At 65.4% G+C, this 16,438-nt stretch carries 20 protein-coding genes and 1 pseudogene; 17 read left to right on the plus strand and 4 right to left on the minus strand.

The genetic code is table 11. The features are described from left to right. The 8 genes and pseudogenes from WBQ44_RS11140 to WBQ44_RS11175 form a co-directional block, all read left to right on the plus strand. The coding region (locus WBQ44_RS11140; RefSeq protein ID WP_495566751.1) for a bifunctional uroporphyrinogen-III C-methyltransferase/uroporphyrinogen-III synthase at positions 1 to 1,499 on the plus strand (1,499 nt) is incomplete at its 5' end. 5 nt (positions 1,500 to 1,504) lie between these two features. Next, positions 1,505 to 2,479 (plus strand): porphobilinogen synthase, encoded by a 975-nt coding sequence (gene hemB / locus WBQ44_RS11145; RefSeq protein WP_495566752.1) that lies wholly within the window; start codon positions 1,505 to 1,507, stop codon positions 2,477 to 2,479. Continuing rightward, entirely contained in the window at positions 2,476 to 3,084 is a 609-nt protein-coding gene (locus tag WBQ44_RS11150) for a hypothetical protein (RefSeq protein ID WP_495566753.1), read from the plus strand. The genes hemB and WBQ44_RS11150 overlap by 4 nt, the downstream gene beginning before the upstream one ends. Positions 3,085 to 3,174: 90 nt before the next feature. Continuing rightward, a complete protein-coding gene (locus WBQ44_RS11155; protein ID WP_495566754.1) occupies positions 3,175 to 3,321 on the plus strand; it encodes a hypothetical protein in 147 nt (48 codons plus the stop codon). Positions 3,322 to 3,493: 172 nt separating this feature from the next. Beyond that, positions 3,494 to 3,803: pseudogene (locus WBQ44_RS11160) on the plus strand (flavodoxin family protein); the annotation flags it as partial. 104 nt (positions 3,804 to 3,907) lie between these two features. Beyond that, positions 3,908 to 4,471, plus strand: coding sequence for a redoxin domain-containing protein (locus WBQ44_RS11165; protein WP_495566755.1), 564 nt, complete (start codon positions 3,908 to 3,910; stop codon positions 4,469 to 4,471). Positions 4,472 to 4,553: 82 nt separating this feature from the next. Next, positions 4,554 to 4,901, plus strand: a complete 348-nt coding sequence (locus WBQ44_RS11170; protein WP_495566756.1) for a glutaredoxin domain-containing protein — start codon at positions 4,554 to 4,556, stop codon at positions 4,899 to 4,901. Between the two features lie 5 nt (positions 4,902 to 4,906). Then, the gene (locus WBQ44_RS11175) at positions 4,907 to 5,191 is read left to right on the plus strand and encodes a DUF427 domain-containing protein (protein ID WP_495566769.1); all 285 of its coding nucleotides are present in this window, start codon (positions 4,907 to 4,909) and stop codon (positions 5,189 to 5,191) included. On the opposite strand, the gene WBQ44_RS11180 is transcribed toward WBQ44_RS11175, so the two are convergent. Continuing rightward, positions 5,123 to 5,806: a class I SAM-dependent methyltransferase gene (locus tag WBQ44_RS11180; RefSeq protein WP_495566757.1), complete on the minus strand. Its 684-nt coding sequence runs from the start codon at positions 5,804 to 5,806 to the stop codon at positions 5,123 to 5,125. The two genes, WBQ44_RS11175 and WBQ44_RS11180, sit on opposite strands and share 69 nt — an antisense overlap. A 103-nt stretch (positions 5,807 to 5,909) precedes the next feature. Between WBQ44_RS11180 and WBQ44_RS11185 the strand changes: the two genes are divergently transcribed. The 4 genes from WBQ44_RS11185 to WBQ44_RS11200 all read left to right on the plus strand — a co-directional run bounded on the left by WBQ44_RS11185 (position 5,910) and on the right by WBQ44_RS11200 (position 8,916). Beyond that, positions 5,910 to 6,500, plus strand: a complete 591-nt coding sequence (locus tag WBQ44_RS11185) for an RNA polymerase sigma factor (RefSeq protein ID WP_495566758.1) — start codon at positions 5,910 to 5,912, stop codon at positions 6,498 to 6,500. Continuing rightward, entirely contained in the window at positions 6,497 to 6,784 is a 288-nt protein-coding gene (locus WBQ44_RS11190) for an anti-sigma factor family protein (protein WP_317829389.1), read from the plus strand. The genes WBQ44_RS11185 and WBQ44_RS11190 overlap by 4 nt, the downstream gene beginning before the upstream one ends. Beyond that, on the plus strand, positions 6,771 to 8,234 hold the full coding sequence (locus tag WBQ44_RS11195; protein ID WP_495566759.1) for a dihydrolipoyl dehydrogenase family protein: 1,464 nt from the start codon (positions 6,771 to 6,773) through the stop codon (positions 8,232 to 8,234). Before WBQ44_RS11190 ends, WBQ44_RS11195 begins: the two co-directional genes overlap by 14 nt. A 115-nt stretch (positions 8,235 to 8,349) precedes the next feature. Then, on the plus strand, positions 8,350 to 8,916 hold the full coding sequence (locus WBQ44_RS11200; RefSeq protein WP_495566760.1) for a hypothetical protein: 567 nt from the start codon (positions 8,350 to 8,352) through the stop codon (positions 8,914 to 8,916). Positions 8,917 to 8,990: 74 nt separating this feature from the next. Here WBQ44_RS11200 and WBQ44_RS11205 read toward each other — a convergent pair whose 3' ends face one another. Both WBQ44_RS11205 and WBQ44_RS11210 read right to left on the minus strand, forming a co-directional pair. Continuing rightward, the gene (locus WBQ44_RS11205; RefSeq protein WP_495566761.1) at positions 8,991 to 9,608 is read right to left on the minus strand and encodes a CDP-alcohol phosphatidyltransferase family protein; all 618 of its coding nucleotides are present in this window, start codon (positions 9,606 to 9,608) and stop codon (positions 8,991 to 8,993) included. Beyond that, positions 9,605 to 10,372 (minus strand): TVP38/TMEM64 family protein, encoded by a 768-nt coding sequence (locus WBQ44_RS11210; protein WP_495566762.1) that lies wholly within the window; start codon positions 10,370 to 10,372, stop codon positions 9,605 to 9,607. Before WBQ44_RS11210 ends, WBQ44_RS11205 begins: the two co-directional genes overlap by 4 nt. A 156-nt stretch (positions 10,373 to 10,528) precedes the next feature. Here WBQ44_RS11210 and WBQ44_RS11215 point away from each other — a divergent pair, with 156 nt between their 5' ends. From WBQ44_RS11215 to WBQ44_RS11230, 4 genes are read left to right on the plus strand one after another with little or no spacing between them, the layout of a single operon-like run. Beyond that, positions 10,529 to 11,758, plus strand: a complete 1,230-nt coding sequence (locus WBQ44_RS11215) for an ABC transporter substrate-binding protein (protein WP_495566763.1) — start codon at positions 10,529 to 10,531, stop codon at positions 11,756 to 11,758. Further along, positions 11,755 to 12,594 (plus strand): ABC transporter permease, encoded by an 840-nt coding sequence (locus tag WBQ44_RS11220; protein ID WP_495566764.1) that lies wholly within the window; start codon positions 11,755 to 11,757, stop codon positions 12,592 to 12,594. Before WBQ44_RS11215 ends, WBQ44_RS11220 begins: the two co-directional genes overlap by 4 nt. Continuing rightward, positions 12,591 to 13,364 (plus strand): ABC transporter permease, encoded by a 774-nt coding sequence (locus WBQ44_RS11225; RefSeq protein ID WP_495566765.1) that lies wholly within the window; start codon positions 12,591 to 12,593, stop codon positions 13,362 to 13,364. Before WBQ44_RS11220 ends, WBQ44_RS11225 begins: the two co-directional genes overlap by 4 nt. Continuing rightward, on the plus strand, positions 13,361 to 14,395 hold the full coding sequence (locus WBQ44_RS11230; RefSeq protein ID WP_495566766.1) for an ABC transporter ATP-binding protein: 1,035 nt from the start codon (positions 13,361 to 13,363) through the stop codon (positions 14,393 to 14,395). The genes WBQ44_RS11225 and WBQ44_RS11230 overlap by 4 nt, the downstream gene beginning before the upstream one ends. Here WBQ44_RS11230 and WBQ44_RS11235 read toward each other — a convergent pair. Beyond that, positions 14,385 to 15,872 carry a radical SAM domain-containing protein gene (locus WBQ44_RS11235; protein WP_495566767.1) on the minus strand — a complete coding sequence of 496 codons (1,488 nt, stop codon included), beginning with the start codon at positions 15,870 to 15,872 and terminating at the stop codon, positions 14,385 to 14,387. The genes WBQ44_RS11230 and WBQ44_RS11235 overlap by 11 nt on opposite strands. Positions 15,873 to 16,045: 173 nt before the next feature. On the opposite strand from WBQ44_RS11235, the gene WBQ44_RS11240 reads away from it, so the two are divergent. Then, the coding region (locus tag WBQ44_RS11240; protein ID WP_495566768.1) for a carboxymuconolactone decarboxylase family protein at positions 16,046 to 16,438 on the plus strand (393 nt) is incomplete at its 3' end.

Consider the following 16,438-nt stretch of genomic DNA (forward strand, 5'->3'; position numbering starts at 1 on the left):
CGGCTCTGCTCACTGTCCGGGCACGTGAGGTACTCGGCGCCGCCGAGCTTGCCTTCACCGATCCGGACGTCGACAAGGGCGTCGTCGCGCTCGTCGGAGACGACCTGCCGCGCGACCCGGAAACCGGCGAGAACGGGGTCGACGTGCGCCCCGCGCTCGGCGAGCCCGCCGAGGTCGCCAAGACACTGCTGGCCGAGGCCAAGAACGGCCACGACGTCGTTCGCCTCGTCTCCGGAGACCCGCTGACGACCGACTCGGTCATCGCCGAGGTCAGTGCCGTCGCCCGCACTCACGTGCAGTTCGAGGTCCTGCCCGGCCTGCCTTCCGGCTCCGCTGTTCCCAGCTACGCGGGTATGGCGCTCGGCTCGGGCCACACCGAAGCGGACGTCCGCGGAGAGGTCGACTGGGCTGCTCTCGCCGCTGCCCCCGGCCCACTCGTGCTGCATGCGACGTCCGGCCATCTCGCCGAGACCGCAAGTGCCCTCGTCGAACATGGTCTCGCCCCGCAGACGCCCGCCGCGATCACCGTGCGCGGCACCACGCGTCAGCAGCGCACCGTCGAGGCGACCCTCGCGACGCTGAACGACGCGGGAAGCGAGCTCGTCGGCTCGCTGGTGGTCACCGTCGGCAAGGTGGTCTCCGGCCGAAACAAGATGTCTTGGTGGGAATCTCGCGCACTGTACGGTTGGACCGTGCTCGTGCCGCGCACCAAGGATCAGGCCGGTGAAATGAGCGAGCGGCTCGTGACACACGGCGCGATCCCCATCGAGGTGCCGACCATCGCCGTCGAGCCGCCCCGCAGCCCGGCGCAGATGGAACGGTCCGTCAAGGGCCTCGTCGACGGCCGCTACCAGTGGGTCGTGTTCACCTCCACCAATGCCGTTCGCGCCGTGTGGGAGAAGTTCGAGGAATTCGGCCTCGACGCTCGCGCGTTTTCGGGCGTCAAGATCGCCTGTGTCGGTGAAGCCACCGCAGCCAAGGTTCGCTCGTTCGGCATCAACCCCGAACTGCTTCCGTCCGGCGAGCAGTCCTCGCTCGGCCTGCTCGAAGACTTCCCGCCGTACGACGAGGTCTTCGATCCGGTCAATCGAGTGCTGTTGCCGCGCGCGGATATTGCCACCGAAACTCTCGCCGAGGGTCTGCGTGAGCGTGGTTGGGAAATCGACGACGTCACCGCGTACCGCACGGTGCGTGCCGCGCCGCCCCCCGCCGAGACGCGCGAGATGATCAAGACCGGTGGCTTCGACGCCGTTTGCTTCACCTCGAGCTCGACCGTCCGCAATCTCGTCGGTATCGCCGGGAAGCCGCACGCGCGCACTCTCGTTGCGTGCATCGGCCCGAAGACCGCCGAGACGGCTGTGGAGTTCGGACTGCGCGTCGACGTGCAGCCCGAGACCGCGCAGGTCGGACCGCTCATCGAGGCGTTGGCAGAGCACGCAGCTCGGCTGCGCGCCGAAGGTGCGTTGCCTCCCCCTCGCAAGAAGTCCCGTAGGCGCTAGCGCCGATGTTCCCCGTTGACCGTCCCCGCAGGCTGCGCCGCACCCCGGCGCTTCGGCGGCTTGTCGCCGAAACATCCTTGCAGCCACGGCATCTCGTGCTTCCGATGTTCGTCGCCGACGGGATCTCCGAACCACGGGAGATCTCGTCGATGCCGGGCGTCGTGCAGCACACCTTGGATTCGCTCAGCACGGCAGCCGAAGAAGCCGTCGCGGCGGGCGTCGGTGGACTCATGCTGTTCGGTGTTCCGCGTTCGGAGGACAAGGACGCGTCGGGGTCGGGTGCCAGTGACCCGGCAGGCATCCTCAACCGTGGATTACGCAGGCTCCGAGACGATCTGGGTGACGACGCCGTCATCATGGCCGATACGTGCCTCGACGAGTTCACCGATCACGGACACTGCGGAGTCCTCACCGCAGACGGCGTCGTCGACAACGATGCGACGTTGACGCGCTATGTCGACATGGCCGTCTCGCAGGCGGAGGCGGGGGCGCACCTGCTCGGACCGAGCGGAATGATGGACGGTCAGGTTGCCGCCATCCGAGCCGGACTGGATGCCGCCGGGCATACCGAGGTCGGACAGTTGGCGTACTCCGCGAAGTACGCATCCGCCTTCTACGGGCCGTTCCGCGAGGCCGTCGGTTCTTCGCTGCAGGGCGATCGCCGTACCTATCAGCAGGATTCGGCCAATCGCCGAGAGGCGGCCCACGAAGTGGAACTCGACCTCGCCGAGGGCGCCGACATGGTGATGGTCAAGCCCGCCATGTCGTACCTCGACATCCTGCGCGACGTCGCGAACATTTCGCCGGTGCCCGTCGCCGCCTACCAGATATCGGGGGAGTATTCGATGATCACCGCCGCAGCGCAGAACGGTTGGATCGACCGGGACGCAGCCATCCTCGAATCGCTGACCAGCATTCGGCGCGCGGGTGCCGACGTCGTGCTGACCTACTGGGCCACCGAGGCGGCGGGCTGGCTGTGACCAATCCCTGGCATCCCGAGAACGAGCAGCAGCCACCGAATCCGGATTGGGCGCGGTGGGAGGCCGAGCACGGTTTCGCGAACTTCGAGGCCCCGCCGGTAGCTCCCCCCGAGCGGCCCGCGCCGGTGGACGTCGAAACCGCTCGTCACCTGTGGTGGGGCGTCGCGGCTCTGGGACTGCTTGGTTTGCTGCTGACCCTCCTGCTCGTCAACGGCGAGCGAACGGCGTTCGCTCAGCAACTCGTCGACGACGTCAAGGCGCAGGATCAGTCGATTCCGCTGACTCTCGACTCGGCCGAGAGCTACCTCACCGCAGCCCTCGTCGTGATGGCTCTTCTCGGTACCGGCTTCGTAGCACTGTTTCTCCGCGTTGTCGGCAAGATGCGTCTCGGCCGGATGTGGGCCCGGACGGTGCTGACCATGATCGGCACCGTCGTGGTGGTCATGGCTCTGCCGCAGTTGTTCGGGTTCGGCATCGACGGCGGCGCGCTACAGGTGATCATGAGTGTGGCCGGTATCGGGCAGGGTGTGCTCGCCGCGGGCGCGATCTACCTGATGCATCGCAAGGAATCGAACGGCTATTTCCTCGGCACTCGCAAGGAGTGACGCGTTCGGCTGCGTGTCACCACGCGCCACTTGCGTAACATGTGACTAGTATCACCGTGGGTGGGGGGCCTTCGAGTGGATGGACAGCTCATGACGCAACCCGAAGTTCGACCCGCCGCAGTTCGACCCGCCGAAGACGTCGAGGCCGGCAGGCCGGTGTGGGCCCTACTCGGACTGCTCGCGGCAGTGTCCGTCGCGATCTTCATCATGGTGCTGGGATTCAGCGCTGCTGCCTGAACTCGGCCGGATCCAACGCAACTTTGCCCCTTCGGCTTGGGCCCGCAAGAGACCCGTAGGGGTATGCGAAATTGGACAAGGAACGACATGACGTCCTGATACTTGCGGCTTCGCGGGAGAATCGACGGTGCGAAGATTCTCGGCTTCGGTTGGCCCAGAGCCGCCGTCCGCCCTGGATTTCAGCGGGCTGCTTGCGGTGTTCGTGAACTGCCACCCTCGAACGCTCACCGGAGCAGAGCCACACCATGGGGGCTCGCGGACATCAGTAGCACGCTGATGACGAGTCACGGGTGGAGGTCGATCACATCAGGGCAGTCGATCACGACATCGCCACCGGGGTGTATCCGGACATGACCGAGCATGGTTGGTCGTCCGACGAGTGGCCGGCACTCTACGAGCGCATCATGGCGGCCGACATTCTGGTGCTCGTCGGCCCCATCTGGCTCGGGGACAACAGTTCGGTCATCAAGAAGGTCATCGAGACATACCGAGGTGGTTGCGGTGATGGTTGCCTTCACCGCACCCGCTTCGAGCGTGACTGCGGGCGACGCACCCCGGATACCCAACACATCGAAACGAGGATGGCATGAAGCAGCTCACCGCGGTCGGTGACCGTATCGCCTCGATTGCCCTGCAGAACGTCGACGGTGAGCGGGTCGATCTCGACGCGCTACTCGCCACGCCGATCGTCGTACCCCTGGTTCGGTACTACGGATGTATGCCGTGTCGTGCATTCCTGCACGAACTCGAGGGTATGAGAGGTGACATCGAGGCGGCCGGTGCCCACGTCGTCGGTGTAGGCGGTGCCGCGGACTATCAGGCCCGAGACCTGATGGACAACGGAGTCGGGTATCCGCTGCTCCTCGATCCACAGCATGTCCTCTACCAGGAAGTGGACATCCATCGAATTCACTGGGCGATGATGCTCGACCCCCGTACCTGGTGGAAATATCTGTCGGCGATCCGCCATGCGCGGCAGGGCCGCATCACCGACCACCCACTGCAGGCACCGGGGCTGGTGATCATCGATACCGACCGCACAGTGCAGATGCTGTACCGAGGCCGCACCCTCGGCGACTACCCGCAGCCGGCGGATGTGTTGATCGAAGTGCAGCGCGTGACCCGGCGACCCGGCAGAGCCGGCCAGTGACCGGTAATGGCCGGCACTCAGTGGAATGGACGCGCCGGCTCGGTGGGTTTCCGGGAACACATCAACTAGATCAGGAGTCTGTATGAGTTCATCGACGTTCGTCGACGGTATCGAGGTCATGTGGCGGCCGGGGTGCCCGTTCTGCATGAAGCTGCGCGGCTCACTACGCAGACGCGGCATCGGCACCACCGAGATCGACATCTGGTCCGAACCCGAGGGCGCGGCGCGCGTTCGGGCAGCGACGGGCGGCGACGAAACCGTTCCGACGGTGTTCATCGGCTCCCGAGCCCTCGTCAATCCGAGTGTGAAGCAGGTCGTCGCCGCGGTCGAGAGCGAACTTCCGGGGCGTGTGGCGGATCTGATTCCCGACACGCAGAACATGGGAACGCGGACAACCCTGTCAGGGCTGTGGAAGCGGGTGCGGTCGTGAGCAGCATGTCGGCGTGGGTGGGGGAACGCAAGATCGCCGAATCCAGTGACATCGTGACGGTCGAGGGAAACGCCTATTTTCCGTTGTCTGCGGTACGCGAGGGCGTTCTGACATCGACGGCGTCGAAATCTCTGTGCTTGTGGAAAGGGATGGCCAGTTATTTCGATGTGACGGTCGATGGCGCAACGCTGAAGAATGCGGCCTTCGAGTACCGGCGTCCGTCACCGCTGGCGCGGCGGATCAAGGGCCGCGTCGCGTTCTGGAACGGAGTCACCGTCTCGCTCGACTGACCCGACGCGTATCTGAATGTGGCCGCCGCGCACGGACGCCGATTCCACTCGAGCCAATCGCTGCGACATATCCGACCATGGATGTGCTTCGATGTCGGATCTGCCGAGCCTGCAGGCCAGGCGAGCGAGTGGGGTCCACGCCGCCGCAGCACCGGTGGGTGTGCGCATGTCCACGACGGCAATCTGTCCGCCGGACCGCGTCGCCGAGATCATCGTCGACAACGCCGTCTGCCAGGTCGGCATCAAAGACAGGGCGTACGTGGCGATCGCGGCGTCGAATCGCTGGTGAGGTGTCAGTGCGGCAGGGTTCACAGCGGTGGCGTCGGCCTCGATCAATGTCACGTTGGACCAGCCTGCGGAGTCGGCTCGTTGCCGGGCCTGCGCGAGCATCTGGGCGCTGGCGTCGACTCCGGTGATACTGCCCCGCGGTCCGATCTGTCGTTGCAGTAGAGGGAAGTTCAGTCCGGTACCGCAGCCGATGTCGAGGACGTGGCTGCCCGGAGCGAGGTCGAGCAATGAGATCGCCGTCGATCGCCCGGCACCGTAGACGGGCCACTCGAAGGAGATCAGGTCATACAGGCGCGCCGAGACGGTGTACGGGGTCGGCTTCTTCATCTGTGGTGTCCATTCGACTGTCGAGGTTGCGGTGCCGCTAGCGTCTGATCGGGCACGCAAGTGCAATGGAAAAAAATTGATTCCCATCGTGGGAACACGGCGGGTGAGTCGAAGGGTTCCCGTCAACGTGCACCAATCCGATCCGGCCGATGTGACCGAGGCGCAGGCTCGTGGCTTCCGGCGATACGTCGAGCCGGAGATCGAGGTACTCCTGCGGGTGGCGTCCACGCTGACCGGTCCCTCCGACGCGGAGGACCTGGTCCAAGAGACCTTGGTTCGTGCCTGGCGCAGCGTCGACAGGTTCGATGGTCGACACCCGAGGGCGTGGCTGCTGACGATTCTGCGCAACACGAACATGAACATGCATCGCCGTCGTCGGCCGGGCACCGTCGCCGACATCGCCGACTTGGGCGTGGTCCGGCCTGCTTTCGGGGCCGATCTGCCAGGAACGGAGGAGGAGGTGATGTCTTCGTTCCTGTCGGACGATCTGGAGCGGGCCGTGCAGGCGTTGGATCCGAAATTTCGTACCGTCCTGCTGCTGATCGATGTCGACCAGCTCACCTACAGCGAAGCTTCGCAGGTCCTCGGTATTCCCGTCGGAACCGTCATGTCCAGGTTGAGTCGCGCGCGAGCGCGGATCCGACGCCACCTTCGCCCCTCGTTCGTCGCCGCCACCAGGAAAGGACGCTCATGATCAAGGCTGCACGGATGATGCTGACGTGCCACTGGTCGGCGCGCCGCATACAGCGCTACCTCGATGCCGATCCCTCCGCACCACTCGAACCCCAGGACATTCGACGCCTCGAAGCGCACCTGGCCGTGTGCGAGAAGTGCCGCGGTGCCGAGCAGGAACTGCGGCAGATCAACGCCGCACTGTCCAGGTGGACGGTGCGCACCATGCCCGACCCGAACAGCGTCGAGCACGTCCAAGAATTTCTCGATCGACTGACAGGCGGAACTACCCATGACGGAACCTGATCCTTTGTACGACGAGTGGCCACAGCGAGTCGATGTCGTCGTAGTCGGAGGCGGTACCGCAGGAATCGTCGCGGCCAAGACCGCGGCACGGTTCGGCGTCAGCGTCGTTCTGATCGAACGCGACCGAACCGGTGGCGACTGCCTGTGGACAGGATGCGTTCCGTCGAAAGCGTTGATCGCAGCTGCATCGGCTGCTGCCACCGCCCGTTCCTCGTACCGGTTCGGTGTCGACTCCGGTACGCCCCGTATAGATTTCGCTCGGGTGATGGAGCACGTGCACGGCTCGATCGCCCACATCGCGCCGATCGATTCCCCGGAAGCCCTGACCGCCGAGGGGGTCATCGTCGTACACGGTGACGCGGTGTTCACCGGACCGAGCACCCTCACCGTGAATTCGCGTCCCCTGCATTTCGGGCAGGCGATCCTCGCGACCGGTGCCCGTCCCTCCGTGCCGCCGATCGACGGAGTGAGTTCGATCGACTATCTCACCAGCGAAACACTGTGGAATCTGACGTCGCTGCCCGAGCGCCTACTGGTCATCGGTGCCGGCACGATCGGCTGCGAGATGGCTCAGGCCTTCGCCCGTCTCGGATCGAACGTCACTCTCGTGGGACGCGCTGCCACGATTCTTCCGAAGGAGGACGACAGTGCGTCGTCAGTGGTCGATGCGGCTCTTCGTGAGGACGGGGTGACCGTTCTGACGTCGACCTCGATCGTCGAGATCGGTTCCGATTCGGCGCTCACCCATTCCGGGGTCAAGATCGAGTTCGATCGGGTTCTCATCGCTGCCGGCCGGACGCCACGCACCGACTCGTTGGGCCTCGACGCCGCGGGCGTGGACCTCGACGGACGTGGATACGTCATCGTCGACGATCACCTCGCGACCAGCAATTCGCGCATTCGGGCCGCGGGTGATCTGACGGGTCACCCGCAGTTCACTCACACCGCCGGAATGCACGGATCTCTTGCGGCGAGCAACGCCGTCCTCGGGCTGCCTCGCAGCATCGACAAGACGGGTGCCCCGCGGGTGACGTTCACCGATCCCGAAATTGCCAGCGTCGGAATCGATGTCAGGGCGGCGCGGCGCATTGCGGGGTTGCGGTTGCAGACGCTGCAGCACGAGCACGTCGACCGCGCCGTCACCGAAGGCGAGACCGGCGGTTCCACCACACTGGTGCTCGACCGCAAACGCCGCATCGTCGGTGCCTGCGTGGTGGGACCGAGAGCCGGCGAAACCATCGGCGAACTGGTGCTCGCCGTCAAACTCGGGTTGCGCACCCGTGATGTCGCCGGTGCCTCACATCCGTACCCGACCTACAACGACGGGCCGTGGAACGCCGCGATCGCCGACGTTCGCGCGCAACTCGACTCACCCCTGGCCGCCCGCGCGTTCGGCACCCTCGCACAAGTCCGGACGGCCTGGGTGCGACGGCGACAGTCGAAAGCCTGAACTATCCGGTGGCACAGGGTTTCACCCGGACATGACGGAAGAAAGGGACGAGGTCGGCGGGTTTCCTGTCCAGAGGGTCGCACGGCCCCCGGCCACCGCAACGGAAGTAGACCTCATGTCCACAACTTCAGGCACCACGAGTGCCAAGACGGCACTGTCCCGGACGATTGCGATGGGTGCTCTCGCAGGGTTGATCGGTTCGCTTGCCATGGCCATGTTCGCGATGATCGCGGCCTCGACGTACCAGGGAACCGGATTCTTCACTCCGCTTTACCACATCGCATCGGTGTTCATCGATCCCTCGACCATGATGACCTCGATGCAGCAGGCCATGGGCGGTGGGTCGTTTTCCTTCTCGTTCGGACCCGCGCTGGTCGGCGTAGTCGTGCACATGATGGTCGGCGTGATGTACGGAATCGTCTTCGCATTCATGGTCAAGGCCATCAAGGTGAGTGGACCGATGCTCCTGCTGGCAGGCGTGATCTACGGGGCCATCGTCTTCGTGGTGAGTGCATGGGTGGGGCTGCCGATCGCCGCATCGATCTTCTCGAGTGGCGACCAGATTGCCGACATGGCAACGATGGTCGGATACGGCACCTTCGCTGCCGAACACCTGCTGTTCGGACTGGTGGCGGCAGCTGTTCTCTTCGGCGCGGGTTCACGCGGCGCGGCGCGCCACTGATTCAGAACGGAACGCTGAGTCTCTTTGTCCTGGTGCGCTTCTCGCGTATCAGGACAAGGTGCGCTTTAGGTCTGTCAGGACAGCGCGCGGTACCCGGCGATGATGCGCTGACCGGAACTGATGGCCACCACCGAGGCCCACACCACGGCGATCTGCCACCCGAACTGCGGGAACAACAGCCATAGACTGTGCACCGCAATGGTTTCCGCGCCCTCGGCCAGGCCGCCGAGAAACGACAGCGACCGGCCGTCGTCGATCCGGCGATCGTTCCGCTCGGCGATGGAGGAGAACGCGAGGAACGCGGTGCCGTTGATGTAGTAGGTGAGCAGGACCAGCAGGAACGGCCACCACGGTGCGTCGAACTGCGCCGAGACTCCCACCGCGACGCCCACCACAGTCATGCCGTAGACCACGAAATCGGCGGTGATGTCGAAGAATCCGCCGGCTCCCGCGTCGCCGGCCGTGGCTCGTCGGCGTGCGAGTTGCCCGTCGAGACCGTCGGCGACGCGCGAGAGAATCCACAACACCAACGCGAGCCACCACAGCTGCAGACCCGCCGCCAGGGCACTGCCGAGTCCGAGGACCAGCCCGGCGGCGGTGATGCGGTCCGGGGTGATGACGGGGTGATCGATCGCACGGGCGCAGCGGTCCAGCGGGCCGTCCAGTCGTCGGCGCAGGTAGGCGTCGATCATCGAGCCTCGCCCGCTACCGGTTCTGAATCAGGTGCTTTCTCTGTGGTCAGGCCCAGCTTTTTGGCCAGTAGAGCCGACCCGGCCGCGATCGCCAGGACCGCGAGCAGTGCGACGGCGAACGGCCACGACAGCGGTGACGTTCCGTAAGCCCCGAGTGCGGTGTACGCGACGGTTCCAGGCACGATCCCCACCATTGTGCCCAGCACATAGTCGCGCTGGCCCACTGCGCTGATCCCGGCGGCGTAGTTGACCAGGGAAAACGGGAGCGGCACCAACCGCACGAGCAGCACCGAGATCAGTCCGCGTCGGCCGAGTAGGGCGTCGAGTCGGCGGAGCTTGCCCCATTCGGATCGGGCGACCTGACCGCGGCCGAGCTTGCGGGCCATCCAGTACGCCAGATAGGCACCGACCGTGGCGGCGAACACCACCACGGAGGCACCTACCGCGAGCCCGAACAGCAGCCCGGAGGCGATGGTCAGAGTGCTGGCGGGAAACGGGGTCGAGGACAGCACCGCGTAGAGGACGATGAATCCTGCGATGCCCCACCACCCGGCGTCGGAGACCTGCGATCGTATCGATTGCGGGTCGGGTAGATCGACGGTATTTGCCACGATCACCACCGCGACAACCACCGCGACGACAGCCGACACCTTGACCACCGTCCGGACGCTGGGACGACCTGTGCGCCCGGCACCGCTGGGTGGAACGGGGGTGTCGAGGCCTGTGCCTACTTCACCGGTGAGATCCTGGTCCTGCTGCGCCATCGGTCCCTCTCGAGCTTCGAAACGATATTACTCTCTGAACGGGAAGGCCTCGAACCCCTCGGTGTGTTCCCGTATTGCCGGATTCACCCGAGTGCGGTGCATCGAATGTGCCGTTGATGCACTCACACCTTGCCAGGAGGCTTTACGTTGACTTCGTTGTCTGTACGTTCCGCGGTGGCCATCGCCGCGAGTGCGGGGTTGTTGCTCAGCGCCTGCGCTGCCCCGGACTCGCAAGGCCCCGTCGCCGAAGCGCTGCCCTGGAACGAGGTCGAACAACAAGCCCAAGGCCAGACCGTCTCGCTGTGGATGTACGGCGGCGACGAACAAGGCAACGCCTACGTCGACGATGTCCTCACCCCTGCCGCCGCCGAAGAAGGCGTCACCCTGCGCCGAGTACCGGTGGAAGACACCACCGACGCCGTCAACCGCATCCTCTCCGAACGCCAAGCCGGGGTTACCGACGGCGAGGTCGACCTCGTCTGGGTCAACGGGGCCAACTTCGGCACCGGAAAACAAGCCGGAGCCTGGCTCTGCGGCTGGACGCAGAACCTACCCAACATGGCGTTGACCGACCCCGAGGACCCACTGCTCCTCGACGACTTCGGAACCCCCGTCGACAACTGCGAAGCCCCGTGGTTCAAAGCCCAATTCACCCTGGTCTACAACGCGGACGCGATCCCGAACCCGCCGACCACCTTCGAGGGCGTCCTCGACTGGGCCCGAGACAACCCCGGCCGCTTTACCTACCCCGCACCCCCGGACTTCACCGGCTCGGTGTTCCTCCGCGAAGCCCTCCTGAGTACTGCCGGCGGCGTCGGTGAGGTCCCTGCCACGTTCGATCAGGACTCCTACGACGAACTCGCCCCCGCCTTGTTCGACCGCTTGAACGAACTCGCACCCTCACTGTGGCGTGAAGGAGCGACGTACCCGCAGTCCTCCTCCGAACTCAACGACCTCTACGCCGGAGGCCAAGTCGACATGACCATGACCTACGGGCCCGCGACGCTCCCGCAACTCGTCGCCGACGGCACCTACCCGCCGCAGACCCGCGTCCTGACTCTCGACGAGGGAACCGTCGGGAATGCGAGTTTCCTGGCCATCCCGTCGACGTCGGGGCAGTCCGCAGCGGCGCAGGTGGTCGCGAATCTCGCGCTCTCCCCCGAGCAACAACTCGCGACCTCGACGACCGATGTGTGGGGACAGTTCACCGTCCTCGACCTCGACCGCGTTCCCGCCGATGTCCGAGCCCGATTCCAGGACTTGACGCCCTCCGATGTCGTCCCCTCCTACGAAGAACTTTCCGCCAACGCCCACCCCGAACTCTCCGCCGACTGGGTCACCCCACTCGACGAAGGATGGCGACGAAACGTCCTCGCGGGGCAGTGAGCGCGCCTGCGAAGAGTTGGCGCTCCACGGTCGGGGTGCTGCCTGCTGTTCTGCTGGTCGCCGTGGTCGTCGGCGGCGGTCTCGGAACCGTCGTGTTGCAGAGCCTGGGGTTGATGCCGCTGGTGGGGACTCCGGAACTGTCGGTCGACGGGTATTCCGCTCTGGGCGATGATCTCTGGCGCTCGGTGGCTCTGACGCTCTCGATCGCCGTGGTCTCGACTGCGCTGGCCGCGGTGATCGGGCTCGCGGTCGCGTTGACGGCACTGTCCGGGCGACGGACGGCATTGGTCGCCGCAGGACTGACGGTGACGGTGCCCCACCTCATCGGTGCGGCCGCGATGGCGTTGTTGCTCGCGGACTCGGGAATGCTGGCACGGATCTTCGGCGCGACCGACGGCGGCTGGCCGCAGATTGTCGGCGGACCGTGGTGGATCGCCGTGGTGCTCGAATACGCCTGGAAGGAATCGGCATTCGTCGCCGTAGTGGTGGCCGGAACGCTGGCCACCCGGGTCGCGGCCTACGACGAGAGCGCCGCGACTCTCGGAGCCGGCCGGTGGGCGCGGCTGCGTCTGATCACCCTGCCGCTGGCTCGACCCGCGTTGATCGCGTCGGCGGCCATCGCGTTCGCCTACACCGTCGGATCCTACGAGGTGGCCCGAATTCTGGGACGGCCGTTCCCGGAGCCGTTGTCGGTGATGGCAATTCGACTGTTCACCTCCATCGACCTCGCGACACGTCCACAGGCTGCCGCCGCCGCGACGATCGCCGTGGCTCTCACCATCGCCGTGGCAAGCGTCGCGCTGCACTTCCTGCGGAGATCGGCGGTCTGGAAATGAACAAGGTGATTCCGTCCTTCGGCAGAGCAGTGTTGGTGCTGTGGTTTCTGCTGCCACTCGTTCCCATCGTCCTGTGGGCCATCAGCAATCGCTGGTCGTTCCCGGGCAGCCTGCCGCAGGAATGGGGATTGGGCGGAGTGCGCAGCGCACTCGCGGCCGGTGGCGTCGACGCGTTCGTCCGCTCGACGTCGCTGGCTCTGGCTGTCGCGGCTATCGCAACCCCGCTGGGCGCGATGGCTGCTCGCTCCCTGGTGCGCGGCGACGTGCACATTCCCGGGGTGATCGCTGCGCTGCTGTTCGCGCCGATCGCGCTGCCGCCGTTCGCGGTGGCGCTCGGCCTGGACGTGCTGGTGCTGCGCTCCCGCATTCCCAGCACGGTGGCCGTGATCGCCCTGCTGACCGTCGCGGCAATTCCGTATACGACGTATCTGATGCGGGTTGCGTTCGGCACGTACGACATCGGCTACGAGGAGGAGGCTCGCACCCTCGGAGCGTCGACGGCCATGATCGTGCGTCGTATCCGCATTCCGTTGCTGGCCCCGGCGCTGGCGGGCGCGGCGTTGCTGGCCTTTCTGGTGGCGTGGAGCGACTATGTGATCACCCTACTGATCGGAGGAGGCAGACTGGTGACCGTGCCGATCCTCGTTGCCTCGTTCGCCTCCGGCACCGGAAACGATGCGGTGGTAGCCGTGCTGTCGGTCGCGGCCATCGTGCCCCCGCTGCTGCTGGTGATCATGCTCGCCCGGCTCAGAGGAAGGCTCGGGCGATGAGTGTCGAGCTGTCCGTCAGCGGACTCACCAAACGCCATGCCGGTCAATCGGTTGCGGCCCTGGACTCGTTGGATCTCACCGTGCCGCCGGGCTCGTGTACGGCGATCCTCGGACCCTCGGGCTCGGGTAAGAGCACCGCGCTGCGGCTCATCGCGGGTCTCGACACACCGTCCTCCGGTTCGCTGACCATCGACGGTGTCGACGTCACCGGCACGGCCGCGGAGGATCGGGGCGTCGGGATGGTGTTCCAGCGTCCGATGTTGTTTCCGCACATGTCTGTTCTCGACAACATCGGCTTCTCGTATCGGGCTGCGGGCGACAGCCGCAAGCGTTCGCGCGAGCGGGCCCGCGAGTATCTCGAGATGGTTCATCTCGGCGACATGAGTGACCGGGCCGTATCCGAGGTGTCCGGTGGGCAGGCTCAGCGGGTGGCGCTGGCGCGCTCGCTCGCCGGTTCGCCGCGGGTGTTGTTGTTGGACGAGCCGTTCAGTGCTTTGGATCCCGTGCTGCGAGCCGAGATGCATGATCTGGTTCGCGAGCTGCGCACATCTTTGGATCAGACGCTGGTGCTCGTCACCCACGATCAGCAGGAGGCGGCCGTGCTGGCCGATTCGCTGGCGGTGCTCATCGACGGGCGGTTGGAGCATCACTCCGATATTGCTACGGCCTACACGCGTCCGAGCACGCTGGCGGTATCGCGTTTGATGGGCGGGGTCAACGAGATCGAGGGGCAGTGGGATGGGGTGAGGGTGCATCGCTCCGAGCTTGGCGAGTTGGAGGTCGACGGTGTGTCCGGCGTGCCGGCCGGAACCGCAGTGCTGCTGCTACGGCACGAACTGATCCAGCTCGGCGAGGACGGTGTTCGCGGGGTGATCACTGCGCTGCGACCCACGGGATTTCGCAGCATCGCCGACGTCAGCTTCGGATCGACTGTGGTGAAGGTGGAACTCGCGGCGGGGTCGTCGGTACGAATAGGAGATACCGCAGGATTGAAGATTCCACTCCAGTCGAGATATGTGGTCAGGAGTTGACCGGGCCTGGCTGACAACATCCAGGTGAGCGCGACCCTGCCGGAGTCAAAGGCAGAAGTGTCCGCAGTTGCTTGTTCTCGTCCGGATCGAGGACCGAATGCTGCACACACGCGGGGACGAGTTCGCCCGTCTCCGGATGCGCCATCGAGTAGGTGCACGCCGCCAGTCTCTCCTGCGTCTCGAGCAGGACGGGGTCCGACGCAGTACGACCGGAGACCATCATCTCCCACGCGGGTGCAACATTCTCGGCGTCCATGAATCGGTGGACGACGAAGGTCATCGGGCGCACCTGCCGGCGAGCACACGCGACCGAAAGCCGACCGAGGCCGCCGCATCGTCGTACGGCGCTGCGGGCCCACCGAACCGCTACGCCGGCGCCCCGCGGATAGCCGACAAGTACGCGCAGCAGTTTGAGGACCAACACCGCCGGAGGGGTTCCGCCGAAATTCATCCCACCCAGATGGGTGAAGAACTGGTCTCTCGCTTCGACCTCGGCCGACTTCGAGACATCGACGAACGGGTGCCACGTACGGCCGACCATGAACCCCAGTGCCGTCCTGTTACAGCGCGGATCACCGAACTGAATCGCATCGTGCGAAATCTCCTGTCCCATACCGTGTTCGATGTTCACCCACACGGTGTCGATGTCGATCTCTCGGTAATCTCCCCGCCAGCGTCTGTCATCGCCGACGAAGGCCGCCGGCTGGAACGAGAGCATCGAGTAGCCGTCCATGGCGACCACGGTGGCGGCGACCTCGGCCACGTCATCGATGTTGTCCGGGGTGACTGTCATGTTGTGCGCGAGATACGAGCTCACCCCGTGCTCACGCTCGAGACGCGCGAACATCTCGGCGAACCGGCGACGATACGGATGCAGCTCTGCCTCCGACCGGGGCCGCGGAATTCCGCGTCGACCGCGCATGAGCTTGTCGAAATGCACCGCGTACGAGACACGGTCGAATCGGCGACGGCCGTTCCCTCCGACGACGACCGCCCGGAGGTAGTCGTAGTCGAAGTCGCCGTGTGTGAACGCCATCGGCTCGCGTCCGTGCTCCCGCATGACCGTCAGTGCGGCCGCGTGATCGCCGGGGGCGAGCAAACTGACTTCTCCACCGATCAGCTGGGCGTGCGCCCTCGGTCCACGACGGGCGACGAAATGCTGCATCTGGGCGGCGACTTCGCGCAGCGTGTGCTCGCCGTCGATGCGAACCTTGTTCGCATCCGCGCTGTGATAGCACGGAGTGCACGTGAAGTTACACTTCGGGAAAACCCCATGGGTGCCTTCGCATCCGACGGCATGGCGACCGAGGGTCTGCGATGGCGTTCGCACACCAGCGGGCAGAGCATTCCATCTCTCGCGCAGCGCTGCCCGCGTTCGAGGGTCCACCGGACGAGTGCCGAATTCGATTCGGCCGGCAATCGAGCGAGCTGTCGACCACACACGTCCGGACCGTTTCCTGACAGCTGACAAATCCATGCACTCGAGTATGCACACCTCGTTCAACCACTGGAGTGTTCGCCGGACGGGAGTTCAGGAGCCGATTCGGACCACGGAAACAGTCAGACGTGCACAGGAATGCCCCGATGCAGCCAGCGGGTTCCTATTCACGATCGACCACTGTTCCTCTATCAGCTCCAGGAGATTTTGTTATGCCCCGCATTCCCGTCCACACGATCGACGATGCTCCCGCCGACAGCGCCGCTGCGCTGCAGAAGATCGCGAAGCAGACAGGCAAAGTGCTCAACATTCACGCCGAGATGGCCCACTCACCGGTGGTGATGGCCGCGTACGCCGGAGTCGGTGATGCGATCGCGCAACACGGAAGCTTCGATGCTCGGACCCGGGAAGCGATCGCGCTCGCGGTAGGGGCAGTGAACTCGTGCGACTACTGCCAGTCCGCACACACCATCTCGGCCACACGCGCCGGACTGACACAAGAGCAGACCCTCGCGATCCGCAGCGGTTCAGGAATCGACGACCCCGCACTCGACACAATGCTTGCCGTAGTACGCGACGCAGCCGCCAACGCAGGTTCGGTCGAG

This window comes from Rhodococcus sp. (in: high G+C Gram-positive bacteria) (assembly GCF_049591685.1).
In the GTDB taxonomy this organism is placed as follows: domain Bacteria; phylum Actinomycetota; class Actinomycetes; order Mycobacteriales; family Mycobacteriaceae; genus Rhodococcoides.

What these genes read in the sequence shown, in the direction of transcription:
- hemB (WP_495566752.1), top strand. Translation starts at nt 1,505, where the DNA reads ATGTTCCCCGTTGACCGTCCCCGCAGGCTGCGCCGCACCCCGGCGCTT.
- WBQ44_RS11155 (WP_495566754.1), top strand. Translation starts at nt 3,175, where the DNA reads ATGACGCAACCCGAAGTTCGACCCGCCGCAGTTCGACCCGCCGAAGAC.
- WBQ44_RS11165 (WP_495566755.1), top strand. Translation starts at nt 3,908, where the DNA reads ATGAAGCAGCTCACCGCGGTCGGTGACCGTATCGCCTCGATTGCCCTG.
- WBQ44_RS11170 (WP_495566756.1), top strand. Translation starts at nt 4,554, where the DNA reads ATGAGTTCATCGACGTTCGTCGACGGTATCGAGGTCATGTGGCGGCCG.
- WBQ44_RS11175 (WP_495566769.1), top strand. Translation starts at nt 4,907, where the DNA reads ATGTCGGCGTGGGTGGGGGAACGCAAGATCGCCGAATCCAGTGACATC.
- WBQ44_RS11180 (WP_495566757.1), bottom strand. Translation starts at nt 5,806, where the DNA reads ATGAAGAAGCCGACCCCGTACACCGTCTCGGCGCGCCTGTATGACCTG.
- WBQ44_RS11190 (WP_317829389.1), top strand. Translation starts at nt 6,497, where the DNA reads ATGATCAAGGCTGCACGGATGATGCTGACGTGCCACTGGTCGGCGCGC.
- WBQ44_RS11195 (WP_495566759.1), top strand. Translation starts at nt 6,771, where the DNA reads ATGACGGAACCTGATCCTTTGTACGACGAGTGGCCACAGCGAGTCGAT.
- WBQ44_RS11200 (WP_495566760.1), top strand. Translation starts at nt 8,350, where the DNA reads ATGTCCACAACTTCAGGCACCACGAGTGCCAAGACGGCACTGTCCCGG.
- WBQ44_RS11205 (WP_495566761.1), bottom strand. Translation starts at nt 9,608, where the DNA reads ATGATCGACGCCTACCTGCGCCGACGACTGGACGGCCCGCTGGACCGC.
- WBQ44_RS11210 (WP_495566762.1), bottom strand. Translation starts at nt 10,372, where the DNA reads ATGGCGCAGCAGGACCAGGATCTCACCGGTGAAGTAGGCACAGGCCTC.
- WBQ44_RS11225 (WP_495566765.1), top strand. Translation starts at nt 12,591, where the DNA reads ATGAACAAGGTGATTCCGTCCTTCGGCAGAGCAGTGTTGGTGCTGTGG.
- WBQ44_RS11230 (WP_495566766.1), top strand. Translation starts at nt 13,361, where the DNA reads ATGAGTGTCGAGCTGTCCGTCAGCGGACTCACCAAACGCCATGCCGGT.
- WBQ44_RS11235 (WP_495566767.1), bottom strand. Translation starts at nt 15,872, where the DNA reads ATGGATTTGTCAGCTGTCAGGAAACGGTCCGGACGTGTGTGGTCGACA.